We start from the raw sequence: 25,610 nt of genomic DNA on the forward strand, positions 1-25,610 counted from the left end.
CCGTGGCCTGTTCAAGCGCCAAAAATCGTTCCAGAAGTCGGACCGCCTGAAATGAACGCAGACATCCTTTTATCCGCACAAGACCTGAGCGTGCGCTTTGGCGGCGTGCTGGCCGTCAACAAGGTCAGCTTCGACGTCAAGCGCGGCGAGGTCTTCACCCTGATCGGCCCCAACGGCGCAGGCAAGACCACCGTGTTCAACCTGATCAGCCGCATTTACACCCCCACCACGGGCGTGATCGATTTCGCGGGGCCGCGAGGCACGCTGCGCCTGACCGACCAGCCAGCGCACCAAATTGCCGGGCTGGGCATTGCCCGCACCTTTCAGAACATCGAGCTGTTCGAGCACGCCACCGTGCTGCAAAACCTCTTGATCGGCCGCCACACCCACCGCAAAAGCGGCTTGTGGAGCGAAATGTTCTTCACGGGCAAAACCCGTGCGGGCGAGATCGAAGCGCGTGAAAAAGTCGAGGAAGTGATTGACTTTCTGGACCTGCAGCACCACCGCGACTCGATGGTGGCAGGCTTGCCTTATGGCGTGCGCAAAGTGGTGGAGCTGGCCCGCGCCTTGTGCACCGAGCCCAAGTTGCTGCTGCTGGACGAGCCCTCGTCGGGCCTGAACGTCGAAGAAACCGAAGACATGGCCTTCTGGATCTCGGACATCAAAAACGAGCTGGGCATCACCGTGCTCATGGTCGAGCACGACATGAGTTTGGTCTCCAAAGTGTCGGACCGCGTGCTGGCCATGAGCCAGGGCGAAGAAATTGCCACCGGCACGCCCAGCCAGGTGCAAAGCGACCCGGGCGTCATTGAGGCTTATTTGGGCTCGGTGGACGATGTGTCTGCCTTGCGCCGTGAAAATTACGTGCCCGGAGGTGCCGCATGAGCGCAGCCACCCAAACCCTGAACACGTCGGCAGAGGCGGCCGATGACAACGTGATGCTCAAGCTGCTCAACGTCGAGAGCGCGTACGGCCCGATCAAGGCGATTCGCGGCGTGAGCCTGCAGGTGCGCCAAGGCGAGATTGCCACCGTGCTCGGCTCCAACGGCGCGGGCAAGACCACCATTCTCAAAACCATCAGCGGCATCATCGACCCGCGCAAGGGCTCGATCGAGTTCAAGGGCCAGAGCATCACTGCGCAAGACCCGGCCATCATCGTGCAGCGCGGCCTGATGCATGTGCCCGAAGGGCGCGAAGTGTTTCCGCTGCTGTCGATTCGCGACAACTTGCTGATGGGCGCCTACACCCGCAAGGACCGCGATGGCGTGGCCCGCGACATGGAGGCCGTGTACAACTACTTCCCCATCCTGCGCGAGCGGGCTGCGCAAGACGCGGGCTTGCTCTCTGGCGGGCAACAGCAAATGCTGGCGATCAGCCGAGCGCTCATGGCCAACCCCGATTTGATCTTGCTGGACGAGCCCAGCTTGGGTCTGTCCCCGAAGCTGACCAAGGAAATCTTCGAGATCGTGGTGCGCATCAACCGCGAGCGTGGCACCACCATTTTGTTGGTCGAGCAAAACGCCAACATGGCCCTCAACGCTTCAGATTACGGTTATGTGCTGGAAAACGGCCGCATCGTGATGGAAGACACCTGCGCCCGCTTGCGTGAAAAAGAGGACATCAAGGAGTTTTACTTGGGCATGAAGGAAGAGGGCGTGCGCGCCGACCGCCGTTGGAAAAAGAAGAAAACCTGGAGATAAAACATGAGCCAACTCTGGGACACCTCCGGCATTGCGCCGCAAAAAAATATCGTCATGGCGGGCGAGACCATCCCTGCCATTTTCTGGAACGCTGTGGCCGCACGCGGCCCGAATGTGTGGATGCGCCAAAAAGACTTTGGCATCTGGCGCAGCTGGACCTGGGACGAGACCGCCCGGGCCGTGCGCGAGATCGGCCACGGCCTGATGGCCCTGGGCTTTGAGGCGCGGCACACCGCCTCCATCCTGGCCAACACCAACATCGAATGGGTGCTGTGCGACCTGGCCACCTTAAGCGCCGGTGGCGTGTCCAACGGCATCTACCCCACCGACGCGGCCGAGCAGGTGCATTACCTGTGCGAAGACTCGGGCACGCGTGTGCTGTTTGTCGAAGACGACGAGCAGCTCGACAAAGCCCTGGCCGTGCGTGACACCTTGCCCTTGTTGCAAAAGATCGTGGTGTTCGACATGGAGGGTTTGCGTGACTTCCATGACCCACAGGTCATCAGCCTCCAACAATTGCAAGCGCTGGGCCGTGAACACGCCCAGCAGCACCCCGATTTGCTCGCGCAGCGCAGCGCCGCTTGCAAGCCCGAAGAGCTGGCCATTTTGGTTTACACCTCGGGTACCACCGGCAAGCCCAAAGGCGGCATGCACAGCCACCACGGCCTGGTCTACACCGTGCGGGGCTACAACACCCTGATTGCCCGCGACGAGCGCGACGAGTGCATGTGCTTTTTGCCGCTGTGCCATATCGCCGAGCGCATGGGCGGCGAGTATTTCTCGATGTACACCGGGGCCAAACTCAACTTTGTCGAGAACCCCGAAACCGTGCCGGAAAACGTGCGCGAAATCGCACCCACCGTGTTCACGGCCGTGCCCCGTGTGTGGGAAAAGTTTTACTCGGGCGTGATGATCGCGCTGAAAGAAGCCGGCGGCCTGCAACAAGCCACGTACGGCTGGTCCATTGGGGTAGGCCATCAGGTGGCCGAACTGGTGCTGGCACACCAACCGGTGCCCGCCAGCCTCAAGCTGCGCTTTCATGTGGCCCGCTTGCTGGCGCTCAACAACGTGCGCAAGATGATCGGCATCCACCGTGCGCGCTTTTTGGTCACGGGCGCAGCGCCCATCTCGCCCGATCTGGTGCGCTGGTATTTGGCGCTGGGCTTGCCCATGCTCGAAGTCTGGGGCATGACCGAGACCTGCGGTGCCTCGACGGGCGTACCTGCCGACCGCATCAAGCCCGGCTCGATTGGCCCGGCAGCCGAGTACAACGAGATGCGCCTCGATCCGGTGACCAGCGAAATTCTGGTGCGCGGCCCCAACGTGTTCATGGGCTACCTGAACTTGCCCGAAAAAACAGCCGAGACCATCGATGCCGACGGTTGGCTGCACACCGGCGACGTGGGTGTGGTGGACGAGGAAGGGTTTTTCCGCATCACGGACCGGATGAAAGACATCATCATCACGGCTGGCGGCAAAAACATCACCCCCAGCGAGTTGGAAAACGAATTGAAATTCTCCCCCTACGTCACCGATGCGGTGGTGATCGGCGACAAACGGCCTTATTTGACGGTGATCATCATGATTGACCAGGAAAACGTCGAAAAATATGCGCAGGACAACGACGTGCCTTTCTCCAACTACGCCAGCCTCACGCACAGCGCCGAGGTGCAGGAACTGATCCAGGCCGAAGTGGACCGGGTCAACAAGAAGTTTGCCCGTGTCGAACAGATCAAGAAATTCTGGCTGCTGGACACCCAGCTGAGCGCCGAAGACGAAGAACTGACCCCCACCATGAAGCTCAAGCGTAAACTGGTCGAAAAGAAATACACGCCGCAAATCGAGGCGATGTACCGTTGATTCGATTCCCTCTTCACTTTTATCCATCACCACAACAGGAGACCTGCAACATGAAAATCAAACTCAGCCTCGTCGCCGCTGCGATGGCCCTGACCGCTGGCGCGGCCATGGCCCAAACGCAGGGCGTTTCCAAGAACGAAATCACGCTCGGCTCGATCCAAGACTTGTCCGGCCCGCTGGCCGGCTTTGGCAAACAAGTGCGCCTGGGCATGATGCTGCGTGTGGACGAAGCCAACGAGCAAGGCGGCATCAATGGCCGCAAGTTCAAGTTGCTGGTCGAAGACTCGGCCTATGACCCGCGTCGCGCCGTGCTGGCCGCGCAAAAGCTGGTCAACCAGGACAAGATTTTCGCCATGATTGGCCACATTGGCACGGCGCAAAACATGGCCGCCATGCCGGTGCAGTTCCAGAAGAATGTGATCAACTTCTTCCCGGTCACGGCTGCGCGCGAGATGTACGAGCCCTTCCACAAGCTCAAATACTCGTTTGCTGCCACCTATTACGACCAGATGCGCCTGGGCCTGCCGATTTTGGTGAAAGAAAAGAACGCCAAACAAATCTGCGCCATGCACCAGGACGATGAATTCGGTCTGGAAGTGTTCCGTGGTGCCGAGGCGGGCCTCAAAACCATGGGCATGCAGTTTGCCGAAGTCACCACCTACAAGCGCGGCGCCACCGACTTTGCATCACAGATGCAAAAGCTGGCTTCGTCCAAGTGCGACTTCGTGGTCATGGGCACCATCATTCGCGAAACCATTGGCGGTATTGCCACAGCGCGTCGTTTGGGCTTCAACCCCACGTTCATGGGTTCGAGCGCTTCTTACACCGATCTGATCCACAAGTTGGGTGGCCCCGCCATGAATGGCTTTTATTCCACCATGTCGACCCAGCACCCCTATCTGGACGAGGCCGCACAGCCCATCCGCTTCTGGGCCAACAAGTACAAGACCAAGTTCAACGAAGACCCCACCGTGTTCTCGGTCTACGGCTACAACGCGATCGATTCGTTCATGCGCGCGGTTGATAAGTCCGGTGCCAACGTGACCACCGAGAGCATCATCAAGGCCATGGACACCATGGTGATCCCGCCCGATATTTTCGGCACAGGCGAAATGAGTTTCACCGCCACCAAGCGTTTGGGCAGCAACGCCTCGCGCATGTCGCAAATCACCGACGGCCGCTGGAAAGTGACCTCGGGCTACTTCAGCGACAACAAGTAAAGCCTGCAGCCCCCGCTGCATGACAAAAACCGCCAGCGCCCGCAAGGGTCTGGCGGTTTTTTCATGGGCGGAAAGTGGCTTTGACAGCAGCAAATTTCAGCGAAACACTCTCTTTTATTAGGAGCATAAAGACATATTGGTCAGCAAAAAATTGCGCCTTCTGCCCTAGACTTCAAACCGTTCACCGGCTAGCAGATCTCGTAGTGGTTCGATCCGGTGCTTTGCATGTGTCTAGCCTGACTTGAAAGGTCTTTATGGAAACCGTTGCCCCCCTTTGGTTATGGGCCACTTTTGTCGCCATTGTGCTGGTGTCTTTGTTCGTCGATTTTGTGGTGCTCAAAAAGCAAGGCTCGCACGACATCGGCGTCAAGGAAGCGCTCAACTGGTCGCTGATCTGGATCGCGCTGAGCTTTTTGTTCAACGGCTTGTTTTGGTGGGCCATCAAGGACACGACAGGTTCGGTCGAGCAGGCGAACACCAAGTCGCTGGAATTCCTCACCGGTTACCTGATTGAAAAATCATTGGCGGTGGACAACATCTTTGTCTTCCTGATGATCTTCACCTACTTCGCCGTACCGACCCATTTCCAGAAGCGCGTTTTGATGATCGGCATCATTGGTGCCATCGTGTTGCGCACGGTGATGATTCTGGTGGGGGGCTGGTTGCTGGCCGAGTTCCATTGGGTGCTCTATGTGTTTGGCGCCTTCCTGATCCTCACAGGCGTGAAGATGTGGTGGGCTGCAGGCAAGGAACCCGATCTGGACGACAACCCGGCGCTCAAGCTGCTGCGCAAGCTGCTGCCTGTCAGTCAAAACTACGATGGTGAAAATTTCTGGACGATGGAAAACGGCAAGAAGATCGCCACCCCGCTGTTCATGGTGATCTGCCTGATTGCGTTGACTGATGTGATCTTTGCGGTGGATTCGATCCCGGCGATTTTCGCGATCACCTCGGACCCCTTCATCGTGCTGACCAGCAACGTGTTCGCGATCCTGGGTTTGCGTGCCATGTACTTTCTGTTGGCGGCGGTGGCCAACAAGTTCCACCTGCTGAACTACGGCCTGGCCGTGATCCTGGTGTTCATCGGCACCAAGATGTGCTTGATTGATGTCTTCAAAATCCCGGTGAGCATCTCGCTGGGTGTGGTGGTCGGCATCTTGGCCGTGACCATGTTGTTGAGTGTGCGTTCATCCAAAGCCTGACGCGCTGTGTTCTTGAGAAAGCCTCCAGGGTCACCAGCCCTGGGGGCTTTTTCACGTCGGAAGCTGCGGTGCCTGCGTGTCTCAATGGGCCGCGACGCTGGCCTGCAAGAGCCGCTGCACCAGGGGGTGTTGCACTTTCTTTTCGGTGCCGATCGCGAAAAAATTTTCCTTCACGCCTTCGCAGGAGCCCAGGCGTTGCACATCGTAGTGCGCCAGCAATTCGTCGTGCATCCGCTCAGCGGCCGGGAACACGCCCATGCCGCTTTCGCCAAAGGTCTTGAGCAAGGCGCTGTCTTCGAATTCACCCACGATGCGCGGGCGGATGCCGCGCTGTTCAAACCAATGGTCCAGCCGGGCGCGCACGGCGGTGTGGCCGGTGGGCAGCAGCACCGGCACATCGGCCAGGCTGGCCGGGAACTTCTTTTTGGCCGACTTGACCAGCGCGGCTGTGCCATACCAAGACACGGGCGATGTGCCCAGCGCATGGTTGTAGAGCTTGATGTTGGCATTGCCCGGTGCGGGGCGGTCTGACAGCACCACGTCCAAACGGTGCAGGGCCAGGTCACCCAGCAGCTCATCGAATTCACCCTCGTGGCAGAGCAAGCGCAAATGGGGTTCACTCATCACGGGCTGCATGAGACGGCGCACCACCAGTTTGGGCAAGCCGTCCGAGATGCCTGCGGCCAGCCGCACGGTGGGCGAGCTCACCGCGTCGCGCACCAGCGCGGGCAGGTTTTCGCCCAACTGAAAAATCTGGTCGGCTTGCTGCATGGCGGCCAGCCCGGCATCGGTGAGCACCAGGCCGCGACCCGCTGGTTTGAGCAAGGCGTAGCCCAGGGACTTTTCCAGTTCGCGCACCTGGGCGCTCACGGTTTGCACCGCCATGCCGAGTTTGTCGGCCGCCCGGGTGATGCCACCTTCTTTGGCCACGACCCAAAAGTAATACAGGTGCTTGTAGTTGAAGGTGGTGCGCATGGGCAGAATTTTCAGGAGGAAGGATCGGCGATTATCTGCTTTTGCGGGATGAAGAGGACGTTTGAAGTCAGGCCAGATCTGAGCTTTGCTGCGGGCGGCCCAGCCAGCACTGGGCAGGACAGGGCTTCCCGTGGCGTGTCGCGCAAAGGCCAGCGTATTGGGGTGGGTGTGGTTAGAGTGGACGCAAGCACAACCGAATCACACCATGAACCTCTTGACCGCACTGCGCCCGGGCTTGCCCATCCTGATCGGCGCTGCGCTGATGTTGTCGGTCAGCATGGGCTTGCGGCAAAGCCTGGGCGTGTTCATGCCGGCCTTGACCCAGGACATTGGCATTTCGGTGTCGCAGTTCACGGTGGCGATTGCGGTGCAAAACTTGGCCTGGGGGTTTTTGCAGCCCTTTGCCGGGGCTTTGGCCGTGCGCATCGGTTACCGGCCCCTCATGATGACCGGTGCGGTGCTCTACATCCTGGGCATGACGTTGCTGTGCCTGGCGCAAGGCCTGCTGGGTGTGATCCTGGGCGCTGGAGTGGCCATTGGCGCGGCCATGGCCTGCAACGGATCGGCCATCGCCATGGCGGTGGCTTCGCGGCCGGTGTCGCCTGCCTTGCGCAGCACGGTGCTGGGCATCGTGTCCGCCGCGGGTTCTTTGGGGGCTTTGATGGCGGCGCCCATCGGGCAGTTGTTGTCGCAGGCGCACGGTTGGCGCGTGGGCGTGGGCGGTTTTGTCGTCATGGCCCTGATCATCTTGCCCGCCGCTTGGTATGCCGGTCGGGTGGACGCCTTGCCGGTGCCGCCTTCACCGCATGGCGAAAAAGACAATGCCCCCGATATGGCCCGGTTCGCCTTGAAACACCCGCCTTTTGCGGTGATGACACTGGCCTATTTTGTCTGCGGCATGCAGCTGGTGTTTTTGACCACGCATTTGCCGTCCTACCTCGATTTGTGCGGCATGGACCCGATGCTGAGCGCCCAAGCGCTGGGCATGATTGGGGGCTTCAATGTGCTGGGCAGTCTGTTTTTCGGATGGGCGGGTGGGCGGTACAACAAGTTGCTGCTGTTGGGCGGCATTTATGTGCTGCGCTCATTCGGTCTGGCTTGGTATTTCTTGTCGGTGCCAACGCCTGAGAACACCTTGGTGTTCGCCGCCATCATGGGCTTTTTGTGGCTGGGCGTGGCGCCATTGGTGACCGGCTATATCGGCGAAACCTTTGGCCTGCGCTGGCAAGCCATGCTGGGTGGCATCGCTTTCATGAGCCACCAGTTGGGCAGTTTCTTGGGCGCTTTGGGGGGCGGTCTGGTGTTCGATGCCATGGGCTCGTACAACCGGGCTGTGCAAGTGGGCGTGCTGGTGGGGTTGCTGGCGGGCATGCTGCAAATGGCTTTTGCGCTGCGTGCCGAGTTGCCCCCTGGCCAGCTTCGACCGGCCTGATTCGCACCTTTGGAGAGGGGCCTGAGCCCGGTCTCACATGCCCAGCTGCTTGGCTGCCAGCTCTTTCATGATTTCTTCGGCCCCGCCGCCGATCATCATCACCTTGACTTCGCGGTACACCCGCTCGCTCACCGTGCCGCGCATGTAGCCCATGCCGCCCAGCAGTTGCACGGCGGCATCGGCGCAAAACTGCATGGTCTGGGTGGCATGGTTTTTGAGCAGGCAGACCTGCGCCACCCACTCGGCACCGGTCTGGCCTGCATCGGCCTGTTGCGTCACGGAATCGACCCAGGCCTGGGTGGATGAGATGCGCATTTGCATGTCCATCAACTTGTGGCGGATCGCTTGGCGTTCAATCAAAGCCGCGCCAAAGGTCTGGCGCTGGCGTGCCCAGGCCAGGGCTTCGTCAAAGCAAGCCTGGGCAAAGCCCAGTGCCATGGCCGACATGGCCAGGCGCTCGCCGTTGAAGTTGCCCATGATCATCTTGAAGCCCGCGCCTTCTTCGCCCAAGCGGTAACGCTGGGGCACGCGCACGCCGTCAAAGCGCAGCTGCGCCGTGTCTGAGCTGTGCCAGCCCATCTTGTGCAACCGCGTGCGCACGATGCCCGGCGTGTCGCCCGGCACCACGACCATCGAGATGCCGCTGGCCCCAATGCTTGCCGGGTCGGTGCGCACGGCCAGGGTGATCCAGTCGGCGCGCAGGCCCGAGGTGATGAAAACTTTTTCGCCGTCGATCACGTAGTCGGCCCCATCGGCACGCGCCGTGGTGCGCAGGCTCGCCACGTCCGAGCCGCCACCGGGCTCGGTGATGGCCAGTGCCGCGATGCGCTCGCCGCGCAGCACGGGGGGCACCACTTCGGCTTGCAACTCGGCACTGCCATGGGCCATGACCGGCGGCAAGCCGATGTTGTGAGAAAACAGGCTGGCCATGACACCGCCGCTGCCGCCGTGGCGTGCCAGGGTTTGCGACAGCATGTTGCGGGCCCGCCAGGGTGCGGGCGTGCCACCCAGGTGTTCGGGGTAGCCCAGGCCCAGCAGGCCCAGCTGGGCGGCATGGTTGTAGAGCGATCGGTCAAATTGACCGGCTTCTTCCCAAGCGGGCACCTGCGGGGCGATGGCTTGTTGGGCAAAGCGCTCCACCGTGGTCTGCAGGCTTTGCAGGTCTTCGGTCGAGAAATCAGTGGTGCCATCAGCGGTGTTCATGCGGCGTCCTTCCATTGCACCAGCACCTGGCCGGGGCTCACTTGTTGGCCTACGCTGGCCGAAATGCTGTGCACCGCCGCATCGCGTGGGGCGCACAAAATGTGTTCGAGCTTCATCGACTCGATGACCAGCACGGCATCGCCTTGGTTGACCATTTGGCCTTCTTGCACATGCAGCGCGATCAGCTTGCCGTTGAAGGGTGCGCGCAGCGACTGCGCGGCTTGGGCGCTGGCACCGGTGCTGGGTGCGCTGTGGCTTTGGTCGGTGAGCCATAACTCCACGCATTCGGGACCTTGCAGTTGCACATGCCAGCGCTGGACCGCGCCAGAGCAGGCCACTGCACGGGCTTGCCAGTGGCGGCCGTTCAGCGTGATGTACAGAGCCTCGCCGCTGCGTTGTATGCGCGCCTCGTGCTTGGTGTCGCCCATCTGGATGCGCACTTGCCCATGCCCCAGCTCCTGCAAGCTCAGCGACAAGGCCTCATTGCCCAGGCCCATGCGCACGGGCCGCATGAACGGGCTGGGCATCGCGGCGGCGGGCGCTTGGTGTGCGTAGAGCACAGCCAGCACGGCCACGCTGCGAGCGTCGCCCTGGGCTTGCAGGCCCTCGCGCACTGTGTCGGCTTGCTCGGCCAAAAACGGAATCAAGGCCTCGCCTGCTGCAAAAATGGGGTGTAGCAAACAAGCCGCCAAAAATGCCCGGTTGGTGGGCAGGCCCAGCACGGTGGTCTGGTTCAGGCCGGCGCACAGGCGGTCGATGGCTTCGCTGCGCGTGGGCGCGTGGGCGATCAGCTTGCCCAGCATCGAATCGTAGTGCGGCGTGACCACCGCACCCATATGCAGTGCATGGTCAAAGCGCAAACCCTTTGGGGCGGCGAAGGCTTGCACCGTGCCGGTCTGCGGCGTGAAGTGTGCGTCTTCGGCGCACAAGCGCACTTCGATGGCGTGGCCTTGCAGCTGCACATCGGCTTGTGCCAAAGGCAGCGGCTCGCCGCGTGCGATGCGCAGCTGCCACTCGACCAAGTCCAGCCCGGTGAGCAGCTCGGTCACGGGGTGTTCTACCTGCAAACGGGTGTTCATCTCCATCAAATAGAACGGCTTGTCAGCCTGCGCTTCATCCAGCAAAAACTCCACCGTGCCCGCGCCCACATAGCCCGCCGATTGCGCGAGCGCAATGGCTGCTTGCCCGAGTTGCGCGCGCAGCGCAGGCGTCACCGCAGGACTGGGTGATTCTTCGATGATCTTTTGGTGGCGGCGTTGCACCGAGCAATCGCGCTCACCGAGGTGGATGCAGTGGCCGTGCTGGTCAGCCATGATTTGCACCTCGATGTGGCGGGGACGCAGCAAGGCGCGCTCCATCAGCAAGTCGCCGTTGCCAAAACCGGCCAAAGCTTCAGAGCGGGCGCTGTGCAGCGCGGGCAGCAGTTGCGCCATGTCGGTGACCAGGCGCATGCCGCGCCCGCCGCCCCCGGCCACGGCTTTCACCATCAGGGGCAAGCCCAGTTGTTCGGCCTGAGCGGTCATGTTGGCGTCACTTTGGTCTGCGCCAAAGTAGCCCGGCAGACAGGGCACGCCGTGTTGCACAGCTAACGCTTTGGCAGCCGACTTGCTGCCCAGTGCGCGGATGGCCGCAGGCGGCGGCCCCACCCAGGTCAAGCCCGCGTCGATCACCGCTTGGGCAAAGTCAGCGTTCTCACTCAAAAAACCATAACCCGGGTGAACCGCATCGGCCCTGGTGGCCTGCGCGGCTGCGAGCAGTTTGTCGATGCGCAAATACGAATCGGCCGACAAGGTGCCGCCCAAAGCAAAGGCGGTGTCGGCTTCGTGCACATGCATCGCGTCGCGGTCGGCATCGGAGTAAACGGCCACCGTCTGAATACCCATTTGGCGGGCGGTGCGGATCACGCGGCGGGCGATCTCGCCCCGGTTGGCGATCAGCAGGCGGGTAACTTGGGCGTGAGCGGTGGTGGGCACATTGGTGGACAGGCGGGTGGTCATGCGGAGTCCTTGCCAGACAGTGTCCAAGGCGCAGGCTGTTTGCGTGCAAACGCGGCCAGACCTTGCGCGGCTTCGGCGCTGCGCAGGCCTTGGGCAAAGGCTTGTGCAGCGGCATCGCGCAAATCAGGCACCGGTCCGCGCAGTTGCCGCAGCAGTTGTTTGGTGCTGGCCACCGCGCCGGGTGCAGCGCGCATGAGGCGCGTCAGTGTTTTTTGCCACGCTGCATCGCTGTCCTCCTCGATGACTTCATGCACCAAGCCCACGTGCAGCGCTTGCGCTGCGGTGTAGTTCAGCCCTTGCAGCAGGCATTGGCGTGCGGCGCTTTCACCCAGGCGCTGCCACACAAAAGGCGCAATCTGCGCTGGTGGTAGGCCCAGCGTGACTTCGGGCGTGCCCAGTACCGAGCGCGCTGTGGCCACCACATGGTCGGCGCAGCACACCAGGCCAAAACCGCCGCCCATGGCCGCGCCATCCACCCTGCACACCAGCAACTGGGGCAGGGCAGAGAGAGCGTGCAGCAGGTCGCCAAAGCTGTGGTTCATGGCCAGCAGCGGGTCGGTTTGGCCAGCCTGCAAGGACTGGCCAATCAAGCTGGCAAAGCCCCCCAAACTGCCGCCTGCACAAAATGCACCACTCGCGCCGGTCAGCACGACGATGCGCAGCGTGGGGTCTTGCGAAGCCCGCGCACAAGCGCCTAACAATGCCGACACCATGGCATCGTTCAAAGCGTTGCGGGTGGCCGGGTCGTTCATCGTCCAGGTCTCGACCGCGCCTTGGTGTTCGATCAACAAAGTGCTGCTCATTTTTGCGGCCGCTTGGCAATGCCCATCATCTTGGACAAGATGCCCAGCATGACCTCGTCGGCACCACCGCCAATCGACGCCAAACGGCCATCGCGGTACATGCGCGAGACTTTGTTCTCCCAGGTGAAACCCATGCCACCCCAAAACTGCAGGCAGGTGTCGGGCACGGTGCGGTTCAAGCGGCCCGCTTTGAGTTTGGCCATGGTGGCCCACTCGGTCACGTCTTCACCGGCCACGTAATGTTCACAGGCTTGGTAGGTCAGGGCGCGCAAGCACTCCACATCGGCCTTGAGCTCGGCCAGCTTGAACTGCACCCACTGCTGGTCGGCCAGGGTCGAGCCAAACAGCTTGCGCTCTTGCGCCCAGTCCACCGTCCACTGGATGCAGTTGCTCAGCGACTGCAATGTGCTGGCTGCGGCCCACAGGCGCTCTTCCTGGAACTGCTGCATTTGGTAGATGAAGCCCTGGCCCTCGGCCCCGATGCGGTAGCGCTGCGGCACGCGCACTTCGTCAAAATAAATCAAACCCGTGTCACTGCTGTTCATACCGATTTTTTTGATCTTCTTGCCCACCTCGATGCCAGGCAGCAGCTTGCCGTTTTCGCGCATCGGCACCATGACGAGGCTTTTGTTTTTATGGATGGGACCCTCTCCGGTGTTGACCAGCATGCACATCCAGTCGGCCTGCAAGCTGTTGGTGATCCACATTTTTTGGCCGTTGATGACATAGTCGTCGCCGTCTTTGCGCGCGACGGTTTTGATGCCCGCCACATCGCTGCCCGCACTGGGTTCGCTGACGCCAATGCAGCCCACCATGTCGCCCGCAATGGCTGGGGCCAAAAACTGCGCACGCAATTCGTCGCTGCCAAAACGTGCCAGCGCGGGCGTGGCCATGTCGGTCTGCACACCAATCGCCATGGGAACGCCGCCGCAGTCAATGTGCCCCAGCGCCTCGGCCATGGCCATGCTGTATGAATAGTCCAGGCCCGCACCACCAAAGGCCTCGGGCTTGGTCAGGCCCAAGAGGCCCAAATTGCCCATCTTCTTGAAGACCTCATGCGCTGGAAAAATCTCAGCCGCCTCCCACTCGTCCACGTGGGGGTTGATTTCTGCCTCGATGAAACGCTTGAGCGTGTTCTGGATCTCGCGGTGTTCGTGGGTGTATTGCATGGGGTGTCTCCGTGGGGTTAATGGTTTACATGCGGGCCACGCCAAAGCTGGTGGCGCGGGGTTGGCGGGCTGCGCTCTCGGTACAGGTGTCCAGGCAAAAGCTCAACACACTGCGGGTGTCGCGTGGGTCGATCACGCCGTCGTCCAGCACCAGGCCGCTGGTGTAGAAGGCATCGGCTTGTGCTTCAAACAGGGCCACGATCTTGTCGAACTGGGCCTGCATCTTGTCAGGGTCGGGCGTGATGCCTTTGCGGGCCATGCCCGCTTCGGCCACGATCTGCATGGTGCGGGCAGCCTGCTCGCCACCCATCACCGCCGTCTTGGCCCCCGGCCAGCTGAACAAAAAGCGCGGCGCATAACCCCGCCCGCACATGCCGTAGTTGCCCGCGCCAAACGAAGCGCCGCACTGGATGGTGATCTGCGGCACGCTGGCGCTGGTCACGGCCTGGATCATCTTGGAGCCGTGCTTGATCATGCCGCCTTGTTCGCTGTCTTTGCCCACCATGTAGCCGGTGGTGTTTTGCAAATAGACGATGGGGTGGCCCAGTTGGCACATCCACTGTATGAAGTGTGTGGCCTTGTTGGCCCCGGCCACGTCAATCGGCCCGTTGTTGCTGATGATGCCCACCGCATGGCCGCCGATGCGGGCTTGCGCGCACACCGTGGCCGCGCCGAACAGGGGTTTGAATTCCAGAAAGTCTGAACCATCGACCAGTCGCAAGATGACTTCGCGCATGTCGATCGGTTCGCGGTGGTGGGCGGGCATCAGGCCCAGCAGTTCTTCGGCTTCAAAGCGCGGGGGCTTGGCATCTCTGCGCGAACGGTGTGGTGTCCAGTCCCAACGCGCCACCACATCGCGCGCCGTGCCCAGCGCGTGGCGGTCGTCTTCGCACAGGTATTCGCCCAGGCCCGAGATGCTGGTGTGCATCTCGGCACCGCCCAGCGCTTCTTCGGTCGCCACTTCGCCGGTGGCGGCTTTGAGCAAAGGTGGCCCGGCCAGAAAGGCCCGCGAGCGGCCGCGCACCATGATCACGGTGTCGCTCAGCCCCGGCATGTAGGCCCCGCCGGCGGTGCCCGAGCCGTGCTGCACCGTGAGCACCGGCAAGCCCGCCGCCGACAGACGGGCGAGGTTTCGGAACAGGCTGCCCCCCAGCACAAAGCCCTCGACCTTGTACTGCATCAGGTTGGCCCCGGCGCTTTCGACCAGGTGCACAAAAGGCAGTTTGTTTTCAAGGGCCAGCTCTTGCACGCGCAAAATCTTTTCCAGGCCACGCGCCTGGATGGCCCCGGCCTCGATGCCCGAGTCACTGGCCACCACCATGCAGCGCACACCGCTGATGAATCCGATGCCCGCGACCATGCCGCCACCAGGCACCGACTTTGACGGATCGGGTGTGTCCTGCATGAAGCCTGCCAGCGCACACAGCGGCAAAAAGGGCGCACCCGGGTCGAGCAGCAAGGCCACGCGCTCACGCGGCAGCAACTGCCCGCGTTTGTCGAACACGGGTTTGGATTGGGCCGAGGCAAGCGCTGCGCGCTCTTGCAGGGCCTGCCACTGCGCCAGACGGGCCAGCGCGGCTTCGCGCCGTTGCTGGGCCACGGGGCTGTGCGGGTTCCAGGTGGATTCGAAATTCATTGGAATACCTTGGGGGTCACGGCGCGGTGAAAGCCGTCAAAGGGTTTGACGGCATCGCGATGTTGCACATCGGGCTTGGCCACGGCTTGTTGCCAGCCCATGCGCATTTGCGGGCGGGCACCGTCCACGCGCAGCACCGTGCCGCTGACAAAGCTGGCGGCAGGTGAGAGCAAAAACACAATGACGGCTGAGGTTTCGGCTTCGGTGCCAAAGCGGCCTTGCGGCACCGTGTGGCGCATTTCGCGCAACATCGGGCCGGCCTCTGGCGGGTAGTGGTCCATGCCGCTGCTGGCGATGTAGCCCGGGGCCACGGCATTCACGCGCACACCATGCCCGGCCCATTCGAGCGCGGCCGTTTCAGTCAAGCTGACCATGCCCGCCCGCGCTGCGCCGCTGTGGCCCATGCCGGGCATCGAGCCCCACATGTCGGCCACGATGTTGACCACCGCGCCGCCGTGGGTTTGCATGCTTTGGTTGAAGCACTCGCGCGCCACCAAAAAACCGCCGGTGAGGTTGGTGTCGATCACCGCTTGCCAGCCTTTGGCGCTGGTGCTGGCCAGCGGCGAGATGTATTGCCCACCCGCGTTGTTGACCAGCCCGTGGATGCGGCCGTGCTGCTGCACCACTTGGCCGACCATGGCTTTCACTTCGTCTTCACGGCGGATGTCGCAGCTGTGCCAGCTGGCCTGACCGCCGTCGCCGGTGATCTCTTGTGCTGTGGCGCTCAGCTTGTCGGGCTTGCGGCCCACCAGCACCACGTGTGCGCCCAGGCTGGCCAATTCGTGCGAGGTGCAACGGCCAATGCCAGAGCCACCGCCGGTGACCAGGATCACTTGCCCCGTGAGCAAGCCGGGGGCAAAGACCGAACGGTAGGGTGTGGAAGTGGTCATGTGGGGTCTCTTAAAAACAAGGCCAGTGCGGCACCGGTCAAATCGTCCAGTGATGCGCGTGGGGGGCTGTTCCGGGCTGCGTTGGATGCACGCTTGACGGTTATTGAGGCAGGCGGTTGGTACCACTGCACCGCCCAGTTGAGCGCGCCAAAAATCATCAAACGTGCCAACTGCACCGGTGCCTGCAACTGACCACTGGCGTGCAGCGCTTGCAGCACGGGTGTCCAGGCGGCTTCGTAGTCGTCCTTGATTTGCGTGATGGTCTGGCGCTGCTCGGCGCTCAAAGACCGCCATTCGTACAGCATCACCGGGATGAAGTCGCTGTCAGGGCCCAGCAGCACATCGAACTGGTTGCGGATCAGGACGCTCAGTTGTTCGCGAGGGGGCAGGTCATCTGGCAAGTCAGCGTAGGCAGCTTCTTGGCGCTGGCTGGCTTGCTTCATGCCTTCCACCATCACCGCCAGCAACAGGTCTTGTTTATTGCCAAAGTGATAAAACGGCGAGCCCGGCTGCATGCCCACTAGCGCCGCAATCTCGCGGGTGCTGGTGGCGTCATAACCCTTGCGGTGAAACAGCTGCGCCGCCGCCGAAATCAAAGCCTGACGCCGGTTGCCGTCGTCGCGCTCGTCCTCGGTCTTGCGGGGGCGACCGCGTGTGCGTTTGGGCTCAGCCAGTTCGTTCATGCCTTCATCGCCCCGTCAAACCCATGCTGCGCGAGATCACTTCTTTCATGATCTCGTTGGTGCCGCCGTAGATGCGTTGCACGCGGGCGTCGGCGTAGGCGCGGGTGATGGGGTATTCCCACATGTAGCCGTAGCCGCCGTGCAGCTGCACGCATTTGTCCATGACTTTGCATTGCAGGTCTGAGCACCAGTATTTAGCCATGCTGGCTGTGGCCGTGTCGAGCTGGTCTTGCAGCAGCAATTCAGTGCACTTGTCTACAAACACACGGGCCACCTGCACCTCGGTCTGCAGCTCGGCCAGGGTGTAGCGGGTGTTTTGGTAGTTGCCCACGGTCTGGCCAAACACCTTGCGGTCTTTAACATATTGCACCGTCCAATCGATGGCCGCTTGCGCCGCCGCAATGCCGCCAATGGCAATCTGCAGACGCTCCCAAGGCAGCTGCTCCATCAGGCAAATGAAGCCCTTGCCCTGCATGGCGGTGCCGCCCAGCAACTGGTCAGCGCTGACCTTCACATCGTCAAAGAACAGCTCAGAAGTGTCTTGCGCTTTGAGGCCCAGCTTCTTCAAGCGCTTGCCTTTTTCAAAGCCGGGCATGCCGCGCTCGATCAAAAACAAGCTGGTGCCTTTGGCCCCAGCGGCCGGGTCGGTCTTGGCCACCAAAATCACCAGATCGGCGTGCCAGCCGTTGGTGATGAAGGTCTTGCTGCCGTTGATGAGGTAAGTGCCATCGGGCTGCAGCATCGCCGTGGTTTTGACGCCCTGCAAGTCCGAGCCCGCCGCCGGTTCGCTCATGGCGATCGCGCCCACCATCTCGCCAGTGGCCAGCTTGGGCAGGTATTTTTGCTTTTGCGCCTCGGTGCCGTAATGCAGCAGGTAAGGGGCCACGATCTCGTTGTGCAGGCCGTAGCCGATGCCGGTGAATCCTGCGCGCGAGAGCTCTTCCATCTGCACCACCGAATACAGCTTGTCGGCGTCCGAGCCGCCGTAGGCCTCGGGCAGCGTCATGCACAAAAAGCCGTTGTCACCGGCCTTGTTCCACACGGCGCGGTCCACATAGCCTTGCTCTTCCCAGGCCTCGTGGTGGGGTGCGATTTCCTTGTCCATGAAGCGGCGAAAACTGTCGCGAAAGGCTTCGTGGTCGGCGGTAAAAAGTGTGCGTTCAATCATGGTGTCTCCAGTCAAAGTCAGTGTGAAAGTGGCTCAGCGGGGCATGAGCTGGTAATAATCAAATCCGGCGCTTTGCCCTCCCAGGCAATCGGCAAAGAAGTCCTCGATCTCGCGCCACATGGCCAGTCGGTTTCGCCATTTGCTGATGGCGTGCCCCTCGTTGGGGAACACCAAGTAGTTCACCGGATGGCCACGCTGGCGTAGCGCGTTGACCACATCGTCAGAGTCCTGTCGCAGCACGCGGATGTCGTTGGCTCCGTGGATCACCAGCAGTGGTGCCTGGATCTGGTCCAGGTAGGACACGGGAGAGTTGCGCAGCATGTCGGCTCGTTCTTCAGGTTTGTTCACGTCGCCGTAGGCACGGGTGAAATAGTGCAGGTTGCGCCAGAAAGGTGGCCAGTTTTCCATCACACGCGGCCAGTTCGCCACGCCCACCACGTTCACGCCGCAGCGGTAGTTGTGTGGTTTTTGCGCCAGCTGCGCCAACACGGAGAAACCACCGAAGCTGGCTCCCAGAACTGCCAGTCGTTTCGGATCGGCCACACCTTGGTCTACCGCCCACTGCACCGCTTCAGCAATGTCCTGCTGCACCCGCCCATTGGTCTGTCGGTCTGCGGCCTCCAAGTGGGCGCGGCCATACCCGGACGATCCCCGGAAATTCACCTGCAGCACTGCATAACCCCGGTTGACCAGCAACTGGCGGGTGTTGTAAGAAGCGGGCAGCCAGTGGTCACGCGCCCAAGGGCCGCCGTGAATTTCTACCACCATGGGCGTTGCACCCTGCACTCCGCGTGGGCGTATCAGGTAACCCGCAATCTTGCGCCCATCGCTGGCATTGAACTCGAATGGCACCGTGGGTGAAAGCACCTCTGCCAGCTCTTTGAACTGCGAATTGAGCCGCTGCACGTTGCCCGTTTGGCGGTCCCACAACAGCTCGGCAGTGTCAAAGTCGCTCTGGCTGCGCAGCAACACCCGACGCCCGTCGGTGCTGCCACTCCTGCGGACCATGCTGGTGGGCGGGGCAGTCAGCAGGCCTTGTTTCAAAGCCTGCGCCGCCACCGCCTGAACCTCTTGTCCGGTGGCTAGATTCAGATGGTGCACCTGCGGGTAGCCTGGCTCCACCACATAGCCCACCGGTCCACCATGCCGACCCTCAAACAGCACCTGCCCCAGATCCACCTGCTCATGCTCGGCCAGCACACGCTGCTCACCACTGTCCAGGTTCAGTTCAACCAGCGCGGTCTTGTCTCGGCCCAGGTTGGACAAGGCCCAGACGCGCCGTGCAGCGTTGTCAATGCGCAGCACCCAGAAGCTGTCAAAGCCGCCCACAGTTTGCAAGACGCGCCACTGCCCATCCGGCTGCATCAGCTCGACCACACTGTCTGAGCCGTCGGGCCTGGCGAGCTGGCGCACCCTGCCGGCGAGCTGGCCTTGGGTATCGATCAACCAGTGCAATACCAGACCATTGTTGCGGGCCACTTCACGCAGCTTGCGGCTGCCCGCATCGGCCTCGTGCAGATCGAACGAGGCACGGTCGCGCTGGTTGCTGGCCACGAAGAACCGGGCACTGCCCTCGGGCCCCATGCCGACCACGAAGCTGCGCACACCTTGCGCAGGCGTCAAAACCCAAGGTGCCAAAGTGCCTTCATCGGCGTCCTGCACAAATAGACGGGTGTTTTCGTCCCCCTGATCGTCCTTGCTGAACACGAAATGGCGGCTGTTGGGCAGCCAGTTGTAATAACCACCACGTCGGCCTTGATTGCCTACGGGGTACGCCGTGACCGGGGCGTTGGCCTTGACCGCACGCACCGCCAGTCCCGTGTCCAGCCCCACGGTCTGCGACCACAGCAGGCGCACGCCGTCGGGTGACATCACAAAACCGCCCGTGCGCTCGGTATTGGCCACAAAAGCACGCACCGGCAACAGGGGTGCAAGCTGCCCGGCCACCTGGGCTGCTTGGAGTTGCGGGTGTTGTGGCGATACGGCACAGGCAGTCAACGCACCGGCCAGCACCAAAGCGCTCAGTCTGCATGCAGTCCTGACCATGCATTGTGTTTTCATCTTCTTGGTCCTCCTTGACGCGGTGGGGTGGGGCTCGCCAGTCTGCTTAATTCTGGTTGATTTCAGCGGACTGGATACCTCATCTGTTTATTTATGCCAAGCACTTGCTTGGCATAAAGTTTATACTCTTTGTGGCATCCCGAAAATACCGGGCAAACCCCTTGATGACCCCCAGGAGACATTCATGAGCGAAGCATTTGTTTATGACGCCATACGCACACCGCGTGGCAAAGGCAAGAAAGACGGCAGCTTGCACGAAGTCAAGCCGATCAGCTTGCTCTCGGGCGTGCTGCGCGAGCTGCAAAGCCGCAACCAGTTCGACACCGCAGCGGTGGACGACGTGGTCATGGGCGTGGTCTCGCCGATTGGCGAACAGGGCTCGGTGATCCCCAAAGTGGCGGCGTTGGCTGCGGGTTGGGACTGGCGCTGCTCGGGCGTGCAGCTCAACCGCTTTTGCGCCTCAGGGCTGGAAGCGGTCAACATGGCCGCCATGAAAGTGCGCAGCGGCTGGGAAGACTTGGTCGTGGCCGGGGGCCTGGAAAGCATGAGCCGCGTGCCGATTGGCGCGGACGGCGGCGCTTGGGCGCAAGACCCCGAGACCAACAGCGCCACGCTGTTTGTGCCGCAAGGCATTGGGGCCGATTTGATCGCCACCATGAGCGGTTTTACCCGCCACGATGTCGATGCCTTCGCGGTCGAGTCGCAAAAACGCGCCACGGCCGCGCGTGCAGCAGGCTACTTCGATGGCTCGGTCGTGCCGGTCAAAGACAAGCTGGGCCAGGTCATTCTGGCGCAAGACGAATTCATCAAACCCCAGACCACCTTAGAAACACTGGGCGGCCTGAAAGCCTCGTTTGAACAACTGGGCGCGATGGGTTTTGACGCCGTGGCTTTGCAGCGTTACCCACAGGTCGAGCGCATCCACCATGTGCACCACGCGGGCAACTCGTCCGGCATCGTGGACGGCGCAGCGGCGGTGTTGATCGGCTCGGAAGCTGCGGGCAAAACCCATGGCCTCACGCCGCGTGCGCGCATTGTGTCGGTGGCCTTGTCGGGCGCTGACCCGACCATCATGCTCACAGGCCCCATGCCCGCCGCCCGCAAGGCGCTGGCCAAGGCGGGCCTGACGATCGACCAGATCGATTTGTTCGAGGTGAACGAAGCCTTTGCCGCTGTGCCCATGAAGTTCATGCAAGAGATGGGTGTGCCGCACGAGAAGGTGAATGTGAACGGCGGCGCGATTGCCATGGGCCACCCGCTGGGGGCCACGGGCGCGATGATTTTGGGCACCTTGATCGACGAGCTGCACCGCCGCAAGTTGCGCTTCGGCTTGGCCACTTTGTGTGTGGGCGGCGGCATGGGCATCGCCACCATCGTTGAACGCGTTTGACCGGGGAGACAAAAGCATGATTTTGAAAACACTGCGCTACGAACTGGAAGGCGGCATCGCCACCATCACCTTTGACGAGCAGGGCTCGCCGGTCAACACCATGTGCCTGCAATGGCAGGCCGACTTGGCCCAGGCGGCTGCGCAAGTCGTGCAAGACAAAGCCAACATCCAGGGCATCATTTTGGCCTCGGCCAAGTCCACGTTTTTTGCGGGGGCCGACCTCAAAGGGGTGATGCGCTCGCAAGCCTCGGACGGCCCGCGTGTCTTTGTCGAGATCGAAGGCATCAAGAAAGCTTTCCGCACCATCGAGACGCTGGGCGTGCCGGTGGTCAGCTGCCTCAATGGCACGGCGCTGGGCGGTGGCTGGGAGGTGGCTTTGATCGGCCACCACCGCATCGCCACGGCCAACCCCAAAACGCAGTTTGGTCTGCCCGAAGTCACGCTGGGCTTGATTCCCGGTGGCGGCGGCATCACCAAGATGACACGCCAGCTGGGCCTGCTGGCCGCGCAGCCCTATGTGCTGGAGAGCAAACTCTTTGGCCCCGAAGAAGCGCAAAAGCTGGGCTTGGTGCACGAACTGGTGGCTAGCGACGACCAGCTGCGCCCCCGCGCTTTGGCGCACATCGCGGCAAGCCAAGGCCAGCCCGAAGCCGCCCAGCACCTGTGGGACCGCAAAGACTACAAAATGCCCGGCGGAACGCCGAGCAACCCCAAGATCGCGGGCATGCTGAGTGTGGCCCCGGCCGTGCTCAAGCAAAAAACACGCGGCCTGTACCCCGCGCCCGAAGCGGCGCTGGCCGCCATGGTCGAAGGCGCGATGGTGGACTTTGACACCGCCATGCGCATCGAAAGCCGTTACCTCGCGGGCCTGATGACCAGCCAGGTCGCGCGCAACATGATCAACACCTTCTTCTTCAACATGAACAGCATCAAGGGTGGCCAAAGCCGCCCCAAGGCTGCTCCGCGCTACAAGCCACAGAAGGTGGGCATTTTGGGTGCGGGCATGATGGGCTCGGGCATCGCGTATTCACAAGCCAGCCGGGGCATCGCTTCGGTGCTGAAAGACGTGAGCGTAGAAGCGGCTGAAAAAGGCAAGGCCTACAGCCACAAGCTCACGCAAAAGCGCGTGGACAACGGCCGCATGGCGGCGGACAAACAAGCGGCTTTGTTGTCACTGATCCAGCCCACGGCCAGCGCCGCTGACCTGAAAGGCTGCGATCTGATCATCGAAGCCGTGTTTGAAAACCGCGAACTCAAGGCCAAGGTCACGCAAGAGGCTGAGCCCATGTTGGCTGAGGGCGGCTTCTTTGCCAGCAACACCTCCACCTTGCCCATCAGCGGCCTGGCCACCGCCAGCACCAAGCCCGAGAAGTTTGTGGGCATCCATTTCTTCAGCCCGGTGGACAAGATGCAGCTGGTGGAGATCATTCGCGGCGCGCAGACCGACGACGAGACCATCGCCCGTGCGTTCGACTATGTGCAGGCGCTGGGCAAGCTGCCGATTGTGGTGAACGACTCGCGCGGCTTCTACACCAGCCGCACCTTTGGCACCTTTGTGATGGAAGGCGCGGCCATGCTGGGCGAGGGCATCCCCGCCCCGGTGATCGAAAACCTGGCCATGCAAGTGGGCATGCCGGTCGGCCCGCTGGCGGTGCTGGACGAAACCGCGCTGTCGCTCTCGGTGCATGTGCTGGACCAAACCCGCGAAGACTTCGCCAAAGAAGGCAAGACCCACACCGCCACGCCCGGTGAGCTGTTGGTCGAGCGCATGGTCAAAGAACTCCAGCGCCCCGGCCGCGCCGCAGGCGGTGGTTTTTACGACTACCCCGTTGGCCAGAAAAAAGTGCTGTGGCCTGAACTGAAAACCCGTTTTGAAAAACCAGACGTCAGCTACAACCAGCAAGACATCAAAGACCGCCTGCTGTACCGCCAAGCCGTGGAGACCGCCCGCTGCCTGCAAGAAGGCGTGCTGACCTCGGTGCACGACGGCAACATCGGCTCAATCTTCGGCATCGGCTTTCCGGCCTGGACGGGTGGCGCGCTGCAGTTCATTTATGGGCAAGGCGTGGATGCGTTTGCCAAGCGTTGTGCTGAACTGGCGGCAAAGTATGGTGCGGGGTTTGTGCTGACGGCGGAAGTGATGGCGAGTTTGAAGCAGCATCAGCCGGTGTATTGAACGACAGAGGCGCGACCCGCGGCTCCAAACCAACGCAGAGGTGTCAAAACTTCTGCGTTTTTTTTGGACTTCCTGAAATCAGGTGCACCTGATTTCGCTGACGTTGTCTTCAGTAAGGTATGGCGCGACCAGAGCCACCATCCACTGCGATCGCTTGTCCGGTGATCGCGCTGGCCGCATCGCTGCACAAGAAAACAGCCAGCCGGGCCATGTCTTCAGGTTGCATGAAACGACCTATGGGAATTTCCTTCAGCCTGAGGGCGGTGACTTGTTCGACGGTCATGTTTTCCAGTGCGGCCCATTTTTCAAGAGCCGATTCAAGCCGGGGCGTCCAGGTGTAGCCTGGATGGATCGCATTGACGGTCACCCCGAATGCCCCAACCTGTTCGGCCAGATGCTTCGTGAAATTTGTGACGCCCGCGTTGACCACGCCATTGGTCATTCGGTAGGCGCTGACATCTCGTGCCGTGATGCCTGCCATGTTGACAATGCGCCCCCAGTTCTGGGATTTCATGTGCGGTAGAACAGCGCGTGCACAGCGGATGTAGCCCATGAGTTTGATATTGATGTGGTGTTGCCAATCTTCGTCTGACAAGGCGTCGAACCCATTCTGAGAAGAGCTGACAGCATTGTTGATGAGCATGTCGATGCGTCCGAAATGCGCATGGGCACTGGCCACCAGCGTATCGATATCCTGCGGCACAGAGACATCTGCCACCACACTCAGGACATCCAGTCCTTTGGCTTGAAGTGAGGTGACGGCCTCTTGCAGGGGCGTTTCATGCCGTGCGCAAATCACCAGGCGGGCGCCTGCCTGTCCCAATTGATGGGCCATCGCATAACCAATGCCCTTGCTGCCACCGGTGATCAGTGCCACGCGATTTTGAAGATTCAAATGCATCAGGCCTCTGAATGGATGAGTGCTTGCTGAACAGAGAGATGTTGAATCGCAGACATGTCCAGTGCAGGCCAGTAGCCTGCGGGGAGAACAATGCAGCCGTCAGCGAAGCACAGGGGCGTTTGAAAAATATGGTCCCTTGGCTTGAGAAAGCCATTGAACTCTCCTGCATTGACGATGGTGGAACGGGCAACACAGGCTTCCATCCAGCAACCAATTTCAGATGCCACACCGTTGCCAAGCACCCGTTGCATGCCATGCTGGGTGATGCTGTGCAGATCGGCCATCAGTGGATCGATGCCACCCGATTTCACGAGTTTGAGCTTGATGTATTGGGCCGCTTTCAGTTGAGCGGCTTTTTCAATGTCCTTCGGTTCGAAGATGGATTCGTCCAACATCATGGGCACTGGACTGATGCGGGCGACTTGGGCCGCGGCCTCCCAATCTGTGTCCTTGCAGGGTTGCTCAAAGAGTTCAATGAACTGTGGTGACATGCACTGAACAAATTCAAGAGCTTGTGCAAGTTGATAGCCTTGGTTGCCATCGAGCCTTAGGGAGGCACGGCCGTTGACGTGTGCCTGTATCCAGTCCAGACGCTCCAAATCGCTCGCCACATCAAAGCCGACTTTGACCTTCAGAGTCTTGAACCCGGCCGCCAAAAGTCGATCCACTTCGTCGTGGATCTGGCTTTTGCTTTTGGCGTTGACGGGGGCGAGCATGGGCACGGAGACTGTTTCGGTATGCGGTCCCAGCACAGGATGGGACATTGCCATTTCGACCGCACTGACCAGAGCCGCCACGGCGTGTGAATGCAAGCTGCGATGTTCAAGCCAAAGTGCTATGGCTTCGTGACCATGCAAGCCGATTGCTTTCTTAGCGTAATGCTGGCAAAAGTCCCACCCGCCCTGTCGTGTCTCATGGGTATAGCCTTCCACAATGGCTGCTTCGCCAAAGCCGATGGCGCCGTCATCTGTGGTCACGATCACAAGCAGGGTTTCCAAAGCAGTGAGTGTGGCAATCGCGCTTGGATAGGGCTCTTTGAAAGGCATGCGCAAGTCATGCAGCTCGATTTTTTCAATTCTGGACAAAGTCAACCCCATTATCAAAGACGCCAAATGGGTGGATCAATCCAAAGGACAGACTTGCT

The 25,610-nt window shown here is 61.3% G+C and carries 20 protein-coding genes; 8 read left to right on the plus strand and 12 right to left on the minus strand.

The genetic code is table 11. The features are described 5' to 3' along the window. Positions 1-51: 51 nt before the first annotated feature. From Q0O99_RS14805 to Q0O99_RS14825, 5 genes are all read left to right on the plus strand, one after another. On the plus strand, positions 52-885 hold the full coding sequence (locus tag Q0O99_RS14805) for an ABC transporter ATP-binding protein (protein WP_293752771.1): 834 nt from the start codon (positions 52-54) through the stop codon (positions 883-885). Further along, positions 882-1,700 (plus strand): ABC transporter ATP-binding protein, encoded by an 819-nt coding sequence (locus Q0O99_RS14810; protein WP_108353120.1) that lies wholly within the window; start codon positions 882-884, stop codon positions 1,698-1,700. The genes Q0O99_RS14805 and Q0O99_RS14810 overlap by 4 nt, the downstream gene beginning before the upstream one ends. Positions 1,701-1,703: 3 nt before the next feature. Then, positions 1,704-3,560, plus strand: a complete 1,857-nt coding sequence (locus Q0O99_RS14815; protein WP_293752746.1) for a long-chain fatty acid--CoA ligase — start codon at positions 1,704-1,706, stop codon at positions 3,558-3,560. A 50-nt stretch (positions 3,561-3,610) separates the two neighbouring features. Then, positions 3,611-4,780 (plus strand): ABC transporter substrate-binding protein, encoded by a 1,170-nt coding sequence (locus tag Q0O99_RS14820; protein WP_293752747.1) that lies wholly within the window; start codon positions 3,611-3,613, stop codon positions 4,778-4,780. Positions 4,781-5,034: 254 nt separating this feature from the next. After that, positions 5,035-5,982: a TerC family protein gene (locus Q0O99_RS14825; RefSeq protein ID WP_293752748.1), complete on the plus strand. Its 948-nt coding sequence runs from the start codon at positions 5,035-5,037 to the stop codon at positions 5,980-5,982. Positions 5,983-6,063: 81 nt separating this feature from the next. Here the strand turns inward: Q0O99_RS14825 and Q0O99_RS14830 are convergent, their stop codons facing one another. After that, a complete protein-coding gene (locus Q0O99_RS14830; RefSeq protein ID WP_293752749.1) occupies positions 6,064-6,957 on the minus strand; it encodes a LysR family transcriptional regulator in 894 nt (297 codons plus the stop codon). A 205-nt stretch (positions 6,958-7,162) separates the two neighbouring features. On the opposite strand from Q0O99_RS14830, the gene Q0O99_RS14835 reads away from it, so the two are divergent. Continuing rightward, positions 7,163-8,389, plus strand: a complete 1,227-nt coding sequence (locus Q0O99_RS14835; protein WP_293752750.1) for an MFS transporter — start codon at positions 7,163-7,165, stop codon at positions 8,387-8,389. Between the two features lie 33 nt (positions 8,390-8,422). On the opposite strand, the gene Q0O99_RS14840 is transcribed toward Q0O99_RS14835, so the two are convergent. The 9 genes from Q0O99_RS14840 to Q0O99_RS14880 are packed head-to-tail and all read right to left on the minus strand — an operon-like array spanning position 8,423 to position 19,999. Next, a complete protein-coding gene (locus tag Q0O99_RS14840; RefSeq protein WP_293752751.1) occupies positions 8,423-9,592 on the minus strand; it encodes an acyl-CoA dehydrogenase family protein in 1,170 nt (389 codons plus the stop codon). Further along, a complete protein-coding gene (locus Q0O99_RS14845) occupies positions 9,589-11,589 on the minus strand; it encodes a biotin carboxylase N-terminal domain-containing protein (RefSeq protein ID WP_293752752.1) in 2,001 nt (666 codons plus the stop codon). The genes Q0O99_RS14840 and Q0O99_RS14845 overlap by 4 nt, the downstream gene beginning before the upstream one ends. After that, the gene (locus Q0O99_RS14850; RefSeq protein WP_293752753.1) at positions 11,586-12,392 is read right to left on the minus strand and encodes an enoyl-CoA hydratase-related protein; all 807 of its coding nucleotides are present in this window, start codon (positions 12,390-12,392) and stop codon (positions 11,586-11,588) included. The genes Q0O99_RS14845 and Q0O99_RS14850 overlap by 4 nt, the downstream gene beginning before the upstream one ends. Further along, positions 12,389-13,561, minus strand: coding sequence for an acyl-CoA dehydrogenase family protein (locus Q0O99_RS14855; protein ID WP_293752754.1), 1,173 nt, complete (start codon positions 13,559-13,561; stop codon positions 12,389-12,391). Before Q0O99_RS14855 ends, Q0O99_RS14850 begins: the two co-directional genes overlap by 4 nt. 25 nt (positions 13,562-13,586) lie before the next feature. Then, positions 13,587-15,197 (minus strand): acyl-CoA carboxylase subunit beta, encoded by a 1,611-nt coding sequence (locus tag Q0O99_RS14860; protein ID WP_293752755.1) that lies wholly within the window; start codon positions 15,195-15,197, stop codon positions 13,587-13,589. Beyond that, complete coding sequence (locus Q0O99_RS14865; RefSeq protein ID WP_293752756.1) at positions 15,194-16,087, minus strand: SDR family oxidoreductase; 894 nt, start codon at positions 16,085-16,087, stop codon at positions 15,194-15,196. Before Q0O99_RS14865 ends, Q0O99_RS14860 begins: the two co-directional genes overlap by 4 nt. After that, on the minus strand, positions 16,084-16,770 hold the full coding sequence (locus Q0O99_RS14870; RefSeq protein ID WP_293752757.1) for a TetR/AcrR family transcriptional regulator: 687 nt from the start codon (positions 16,768-16,770) through the stop codon (positions 16,084-16,086). The genes Q0O99_RS14865 and Q0O99_RS14870 overlap by 4 nt, the downstream gene beginning before the upstream one ends. Positions 16,771-16,774: 4 nt before the next feature. Continuing rightward, complete coding sequence (locus Q0O99_RS14875; RefSeq protein ID WP_293752758.1) at positions 16,775-17,938, minus strand: acyl-CoA dehydrogenase family protein; 1,164 nt, start codon at positions 17,936-17,938, stop codon at positions 16,775-16,777. Between the two features lie 33 nt (positions 17,939-17,971). Beyond that, positions 17,972-19,999, minus strand: coding sequence for a prolyl oligopeptidase family serine peptidase (locus Q0O99_RS14880; RefSeq protein WP_293752759.1), 2,028 nt, complete (start codon positions 19,997-19,999; stop codon positions 17,972-17,974). Positions 20,000-20,183: 184 nt separating this feature from the next. On the opposite strand from Q0O99_RS14880, the gene Q0O99_RS14885 reads away from it, so the two are divergent. Both Q0O99_RS14885 and Q0O99_RS14890 read left to right on the plus strand, forming a co-directional pair. Then, entirely contained in the window at positions 20,184-21,389 is a 1,206-nt protein-coding gene (locus Q0O99_RS14885) for an acetyl-CoA C-acetyltransferase (protein ID WP_293752760.1), read from the plus strand. Positions 21,390-21,411: 22 nt separating this feature from the next. Beyond that, positions 21,412-23,565 (plus strand): 3-hydroxyacyl-CoA dehydrogenase NAD-binding domain-containing protein, encoded by a 2,154-nt coding sequence (locus tag Q0O99_RS14890; RefSeq protein WP_293752772.1) that lies wholly within the window; start codon positions 21,412-21,414, stop codon positions 23,563-23,565. 109 nt (positions 23,566-23,674) lie between these two features. Here Q0O99_RS14890 and Q0O99_RS14895 read toward each other — a convergent pair whose 3' ends face one another. Next, the gene (locus Q0O99_RS14895) at positions 23,675-24,466 is read right to left on the minus strand and encodes an SDR family NAD(P)-dependent oxidoreductase (protein ID WP_293752761.1); all 792 of its coding nucleotides are present in this window, start codon (positions 24,464-24,466) and stop codon (positions 23,675-23,677) included. Then, on the minus strand, positions 24,466-25,551 hold the full coding sequence (locus tag Q0O99_RS14900) for a mandelate racemase/muconate lactonizing enzyme family protein (protein ID WP_293752762.1): 1,086 nt from the start codon (positions 25,549-25,551) through the stop codon (positions 24,466-24,468). Before Q0O99_RS14900 ends, Q0O99_RS14895 begins: the two co-directional genes overlap by 1 nt. Between the last annotated feature and the right edge of the window lie 59 nt (positions 25,552-25,610).

The organism is Limnohabitans sp. Rim8 (genome assembly GCF_945901735.1).
In the GTDB taxonomy this organism is placed as follows: Bacteria; Pseudomonadota; Gammaproteobacteria; order Burkholderiales; family Burkholderiaceae_C; genus Limnohabitans_A.

What these genes read in the sequence shown, in the direction of transcription:
- Q0O99_RS14805 (WP_293752771.1), top strand. Translation starts at nt 52, where the DNA reads ATGAACGCAGACATCCTTTTATCCGCACAAGACCTGAGCGTGCGCTTT.
- Q0O99_RS14810 (WP_108353120.1), top strand. Translation starts at nt 882, where the DNA reads ATGAGCGCAGCCACCCAAACCCTGAACACGTCGGCAGAGGCGGCCGAT.
- Q0O99_RS14815 (WP_293752746.1), top strand. Translation starts at nt 1,704, where the DNA reads ATGAGCCAACTCTGGGACACCTCCGGCATTGCGCCGCAAAAAAATATC.
- Q0O99_RS14820 (WP_293752747.1), top strand. Translation starts at nt 3,611, where the DNA reads ATGAAAATCAAACTCAGCCTCGTCGCCGCTGCGATGGCCCTGACCGCT.
- Q0O99_RS14825 (WP_293752748.1), top strand. Translation starts at nt 5,035, where the DNA reads ATGGAAACCGTTGCCCCCCTTTGGTTATGGGCCACTTTTGTCGCCATT.
- Q0O99_RS14830 (WP_293752749.1), bottom strand. Translation starts at nt 6,957, where the DNA reads ATGCGCACCACCTTCAACTACAAGCACCTGTATTACTTTTGGGTCGTG.
- Q0O99_RS14835 (WP_293752750.1), top strand. Translation starts at nt 7,163, where the DNA reads ATGAACCTCTTGACCGCACTGCGCCCGGGCTTGCCCATCCTGATCGGC.
- Q0O99_RS14840 (WP_293752751.1), bottom strand. Translation starts at nt 9,592, where the DNA reads ATGAACACCGCTGATGGCACCACTGATTTCTCGACCGAAGACCTGCAA.
- Q0O99_RS14845 (WP_293752752.1), bottom strand. Translation starts at nt 11,589, where the DNA reads ATGACCACCCGCCTGTCCACCAATGTGCCCACCACCGCTCACGCCCAA.
- Q0O99_RS14850 (WP_293752753.1), bottom strand. Translation starts at nt 12,392, where the DNA reads ATGAGCAGCACTTTGTTGATCGAACACCAAGGCGCGGTCGAGACCTGG.
- Q0O99_RS14855 (WP_293752754.1), bottom strand. Translation starts at nt 13,561, where the DNA reads ATGCAATACACCCACGAACACCGCGAGATCCAGAACACGCTCAAGCGT.
- Q0O99_RS14860 (WP_293752755.1), bottom strand. Translation starts at nt 15,197, where the DNA reads ATGAATTTCGAATCCACCTGGAACCCGCACAGCCCCGTGGCCCAGCAA.
- Q0O99_RS14865 (WP_293752756.1), bottom strand. Translation starts at nt 16,087, where the DNA reads ATGACCACTTCCACACCCTACCGTTCGGTCTTTGCCCCCGGCTTGCTC.
- Q0O99_RS14870 (WP_293752757.1), bottom strand. Translation starts at nt 16,770, where the DNA reads ATGAACGAACTGGCTGAGCCCAAACGCACACGCGGTCGCCCCCGCAAG.
- Q0O99_RS14875 (WP_293752758.1), bottom strand. Translation starts at nt 17,938, where the DNA reads ATGATTGAACGCACACTTTTTACCGCCGACCACGAAGCCTTTCGCGAC.
- Q0O99_RS14880 (WP_293752759.1), bottom strand. Translation starts at nt 19,999, where the DNA reads ATGAAAACACAATGCATGGTCAGGACTGCATGCAGACTGAGCGCTTTG.
- Q0O99_RS14885 (WP_293752760.1), top strand. Translation starts at nt 20,184, where the DNA reads ATGAGCGAAGCATTTGTTTATGACGCCATACGCACACCGCGTGGCAAA.
- Q0O99_RS14895 (WP_293752761.1), bottom strand. Translation starts at nt 24,466, where the DNA reads ATGCATTTGAATCTTCAAAATCGCGTGGCACTGATCACCGGTGGCAGC.